This window comes from Nocardiopsis sp. NPDC058631 (assembly GCF_042716955.1).
Classification (GTDB): Bacteria; Actinomycetota; Actinomycetes; order Streptosporangiales; family Streptosporangiaceae; genus Nocardiopsis.
Genome location: NZ_JBHXQY010000176.1, coordinates 1 through 5,648 on the forward strand (window position 1 = coordinate 1; position 5,648 = coordinate 5,648).

Annotated in this window: 1 protein-coding gene; it reads left to right on the top strand. The window is 76.2% G+C overall.

Annotation, left to right across the window (positions count from 1 at the left end; translation table 11 throughout):
* Positions 1-120 precede the first annotated feature (120 nt).
* Positions 121-5,586 (top strand): type I polyketide synthase, encoded by a 5,466-nt coding sequence (locus ACFWTE_RS29550; protein ID WP_378783210.1) that lies wholly within the window; start codon positions 121-123, stop codon positions 5,584-5,586.
* Positions 5,587-5,648: the final 62 nt, after the last annotated feature.

Below are 5,648 nucleotides of genomic sequence, written 5' to 3' on the forward strand. Positions count from 1 at the left end.
TTTTTGTTGTCGTTGGGTGAGGTGTTTGTTCGTGGTGTGGGGGTGGATTGGTCGGGGTTGTTTGTGGGTGGTGTGCGGGTGGGGTTGCCGTCGTATGCGTTCGAGCGTCGGCGGTTTTGGTTGGGGGAGCGCCACCGGCAGGCCCTCACCACGGGCAGCAACGGCGACGGCCTGCTGAACCGGCTGGCCCGCGCCGACGGCCAGGAACGCCGGCGCGAACTGGAGCACCTGGTGCGCACCCACGTCGCGGACCTCCTCGAACGGCCCTCGTTCGGCACCGCCGACATGAACCGGCCCTTCAAGGAGCTCGGATTCGACTCCACCGCCTCCGTCGAAGTACGCAACCGGCTCAGCCGCGCCACCGGGCTCGCCCTGCCCGCGACCCTGCTCTACACCCGGCCCACCGCCGAGGCCCTGGTCGAGCACCTGGAACAGGAGCTGGCCGGGATCCGGCCCGAGGAAGGGGAGCCGGAACCGCCCGCCCAGGACACCGACGGCGCGGACGACCCGATCGCGATCATCGGCATGGCCTGCCGCTACCCCGGGGCCGACTCGCCCGAGGCCCTGTGGCGCCTGCTGGAGGAGGGTGTGGACGCCACCTCCGAGTTCCCGCAGGACCGGGGCTGGGACCCGGACCTGTACGACCCCGACCCCGACGCGGACGGCACCAGCTACGTGCGCAGGGGAGGCTTCCTCCGCGACGCGGGCGGCTTCGACGCCGCCTTCTTCGGGATCTCCCCCCGCGAGGCGCTGGCCATGGACCCCCAGCAGAGGCTCCTGCTGGAGACCGCCTGGGAGTCGGTCGAGCACGCGCGGCTGTCCCCCTCCTCCCTCTCCGGCACCCGCACGGGCGTCTTCGTCGGTGCCACCGCCTCCGACTACGGGCCCCGGATGCACGAGGCCGCCGACGGGGCCGGGGGGTACGTGCTCACCGGCGGCAGCGCCAGCGTCGCCTCCGGCCGCATCGCCTACCAGCTGGGCCTGCGCGGCCCCGCCCTCACCCTTGACACGGCCTGCTCCTCCTCCCTGGTGGCCCTGCACAGCGCGGCGCGCTCCCTGCGCTCGAAGGAGTGCACCATGGCCCTGGCCGGCGGGGTGAGCGTGATGCCCAACCCGGGGATGTTCATCGAGTTCTCCCGACAGCGCGGACTGGCCCCGGACGGCCGGTGCAAGCCCTTCTCCGCCGGGGCCGACGGCACCGCCTGGGCGGAGGGCGTCGGACTCGTCCTCCTCGAACGCCTCAGCGACGCCCGGCGCAACGGCCACCGCGTGCTCGCGGTGCTCCGCGGCAGCGCGGTCAACCAGGACGGCACCTCCAACGGGCTCACCGCGCCCAACGGGCTCTCCCAGCAGGACGTGATCCGCCGGGCCCTGGCCGACGCGCGGCTGTCCCCCGCGGACGTGGACGCCCTGGAGGCACACGGGACGGGCACCACGCTGGGCGACCCGATCGAAGCGGACGCTGTCCTGGCCACCTACGGCCGGGACCGCCGCGACGGGCACCCGCTGCTGCTCGGCTCCCTCAAGTCCAACATCGGCCACGCCCAGGCCGCCGCGGGCATCGGCGGGGTCATCAAGATGGTGCAGGCGGTGCGCCGCGGACGCCTCCCCGGAACCCTGCACCTGGACGCGCCCACCCCCCACGTCGACTGGGAGGCCGGGGAGGTCGAACTGCTCGCGGCCGGGAGGGACTGGCCCGAGACCGGCCGCCCGCGCCGGGCCGCCGTCTCCTCGTTCGGGATCAGCGGCACCAACGCCCACGCCGTCATCGAGGAGTACACCGGCGCGGAGCCCGCCCCGGCCCAGGACGGGGGAGCGGCCCTGGCCGCCCCCGCGCCCTGGGTGCTGTCGGCGCGGGACGAGGACGGGCTGAGCGCCTGGGCGCATCGGCTCTCGGAGACCGCGCGGGAGGCCGACCCGGACCGGGTCGCCGCCGCCCTGGTGGTCTCCCGGGCCGCGCTGCCCCGCAGGGCCGTGGTGTCCGGCGACGGTCCGGAGCCGATGCGCGCCGCGCTGCGCGCACTGGCCGAGGGCACAACCCACCCGGGCCTGCTGAGGGGCGGCTCCGGGCCGGCGGCGGTCGTCCTCCACTTCCCGGGCCTGGACGCGATGGAACCCGGCGCGTGGTCCGGGGCGGCCGACGCGGTACCGGCCCTCGCCCGCGTGCTGGAGGAGACCGCCGCCCAGGTCGCGGGCGTACTGGCCAGGCCGGCCCACCGGGTGTTCCCCGCCGGCGGCCCGGCCGACGCGCCCGTGGCCCTGTTCACCGTGCAGACCGCGCTCTTTCGCCTGCTGGAGTCCCACGGGCTCGCACCGGACCTGGTCCTGGGCTCGGACGAGGGGGAACCCGCCGCGCTCCACGCCGCGGGCGTGCTCTCCCTCGCGGACGCGGTACGGATCGCCGCGCTGCCCGCCCAGGACGGCGCCGGTCGCGCCTCCGCCGCCTCCGGTGCCCGTGAACCCCGGATCCCGTGCCTCTCCCTGCGCACGGGTGGGGCCGTGGCGGCCGGGGACGTGGGGACCGCCGGCTACTGGACAGGGCAGGACCGGGCCGACGCCGGCCCCGCGGAGGCCCTGGGCAAGGCCCTCGCCGACCGGGACACGGCCCTCCTGGTCGGGATCGGCCCCCGGACCGACGACACCGGCCCGGTCCGCGCCGCGACGCCGGGCGAACTGTCCGAGGTCGCGCTGGCCCCCGGCGGCAGGGCGTCCGCGGACGCCCTGCTCGCGGGGCTGGCGGCCTGCCACGCCTTCGGGGCGGACCTGGACCTGACCCCGTTCCTGCCCGCCGCGGTCCCGGCCGACCTGCCGACCCACCCCTTCCGGCGCCGGCACTACTGGCTCACGGCCACCCCGGCCGCCACGGGGGGCGACGCCCGCTCCCTCGGGCTCGAAACGGCCGACAACCCGCTGCTGGCCGCCGGGGTCGAGATGGCCGACCGGGACGAATGGGTCTTCACCGGCACCTTCTCCGTCGGCGACCACCCCTGGCTGGCCGGGCACGCGGTCCACGGCACGGTCCTGGTGCCCGCGACCGCCTTCCTGTCGCTGGTGTTCACCGCCGCCCACAGGACGGGGTGCGACAACCTGGAGGAGCTGTTCCTGGAGGCGCCGCTGCGCCTGGACACGGAGGCGCAGGTCGGCGTCCAGGTCACGGTGGGCCCCGACCGCGACGGCCGCCGGACCCTGGCCGTCCACTCCCGGGCCGGGGGCGCGGACAGCGGTTCCCGGCCGTGGACCCGCAACGCCACGGGCACCCTGACCCGGACCGGCCGGGCCCCGGCGGATCCGGGCCTTCGGTGGCCGCCGGGGGACGCTGTCCCCGAACCGCTGGAGGGCGCCTACGACCGGCTCGCCGAGGCGGGGTACGAGTACGGGGAGGCGTTTCGCGGTGTGACCGCGACCTGGCGCGCGGGCGAGGACCTCTGCGCGGAGGTCGCGCTGCCCGGGGACCACGCGGGCTCCGCGCACGCCTTCAACCTGCACCCGGCCCTCCTGGACGCGGCCCTGCACCCCCTGCTCTTCGCCGCCGGGTTCGACGACGGCCGCCTGCTCCTGCCCTTCGAGATCCGGGACGCGGTCCTGCACGCGGCCGGGGCCGCGGCCCTGCGCGTCCGGATCAGCCCCGCGGGCCAGGGCGCCCACCGGGTGGTCCTGACCGACCCCACCGGCCGGCCGGTGGCCGAGATCGGGTCCCTCTCCCTGCGATCCGTGCCCAAGGAGCGGATCGCCGACGGCGTTCCGGGCTCCCTCCTGGAGGTCGGATGGCCCACCGTCGCGGCCCCCGAACCCGACGAACGGCACACCGTGTGGTGGGACGGCCGCGATCCCGGCGCGGCGGCCGGGGCCGCAACGGTCCTGGTCCGGATGTCGGCGGACGGCGCCGACGTGCCCGCCGCCACCCACGACGCCGTCGTGCGGACCCTCGCCCTCCTCCGCCGCTGGCTGGCGGACGACCGGTTCGCCCGCTCCCGTCTCGCGGTGGTCACCAGCGGCGCCGTCGCCGTCCTCGACGGCGAGGGCGTGGCGGATCTGGCCCACTCCGCGGTGTGGGGCGCGGTCCGGGTCGCCCAGAACGAGCACCCCGGCAGGTTCGCGCTGATCGACGCGGACGGCTCCGAGGACACGGACCCGCTGGTCCGGGCGGCGGCGGCCACCGGCGAACCGCAGGTCGCGGTGCGCTCCGGCGCGCTCCACGTGCCCAGGCTGGTCCGGTCGGGGGCCGCCCCGGCGCGGTCGCAACGTCCGCTGGACCCGGAGGGGACGGTCCTCGTCACGGGTGGCACCAGCGGACTCGGCGGACTGGTCGCGCAGCACCTGGCCGAGGAGCACGGCGTCCGCCACCTGCTGCTGTGCAGCCGGCGGGGGGAGCGGACCCCGGGGGTCGGCGACCTCGTCGCCCGGCTGGCCGAGGCCGGCGCCCGGGCGACCGTCGCCGCCGTGGACGCCTCCGACCGCGCCGCCCTGGCCCGGCTGGTGGAGTCCGTCCCCTCCGACCACCCGCTCACCGCCGTCGTGCACGCCGCCGCGGTCCTGGACGACGGGGCGGTGGAATCCCTCGTCCCGGAGCGGACGCTCCCCGTCCTGCGGCCCAAGGTGGACGCGGCGTGGAACCTGCACGAGGCGACGCGGGACCTGGACCTGTCCGCGTTCGTGCTCTTCTCCTCGGTCTCCGGCATCACGGGGACCCCGGGCCAGGCCAACTACGCGGCGGGCAACACGTTCCTGGACGCGCTGGCCGCGCGCCGCCGGGCCGAGGGGCTGCCCGCGACCTCCCTGGCCTGGGGCCTGTGGGACGCCGCGCTGGGCCTGGCCGCAACCCTGGACGAGGCCGACCTGGCCCGGTGGCGGTCCCGCACGGCCATCGTTCCGCTGACACCGCGGCAGGGACTGGAACTGCTCGACGCGTCCCTGCGCGACCCCAGGCCCCTGCTGGTCCCCGTCGCGCTCCACGGCTCCGGGCCGAGTGCGGAGGGGGACGAGGTTCCCGCCGTGCTGCGCGAGATGGTGCGCGCCCGGCCCCGGGACCTGGCCAGGGTGGGCGCCGAACAGGCCGAGGCCCCCTCCTGGGGCCGGCGTCTGACCGCCCTGGACGAGGAGGGCCGGACGGAGACCGCGCTGGACCTGGTCCGGTCCCACACCGCCCGGGCCCTGGGCTTCGCCGACCACACGGAGGTGGATCCGGACCGGGCCTTCCAGGAGTTGGGTTTCGACTCGTTGAGCGCGGTGGAGCTGCGCAACCGGATCAACGGTGAGACCGGGTTGCGGCTGCCGGCCACCGTGGTCTTCGACCACCCCTCCGTCCGTGCGCTGGCGGCCCACGTCGTGGAGCGCACCGCAGCCGCCGAGGCCTCGGCCCCGGTCGAACCCCTGCTGGAGGACCTCGACCGGTTCCGGGACCGGCTCGACGCCCTGGAAGCGGTGTCCGACCCCGACGTCCGCAAGAAGATCACCGAACGGCTCCATCGGCTCCTGAACGCCGTCGGTGCCGACCCCGGCGCCGCGGAGCCCCGCGGCACCGACGACAGCGATCTCGACGACGCGAGCGACGGCGAGCTGTTCGCGTTCATCGACGGCATCGAGTGACGGGTCCCCGGACCCGTCGACCCCGACTCTGACAAAGGTGGAAGCACGTGGCTGATGAGAAG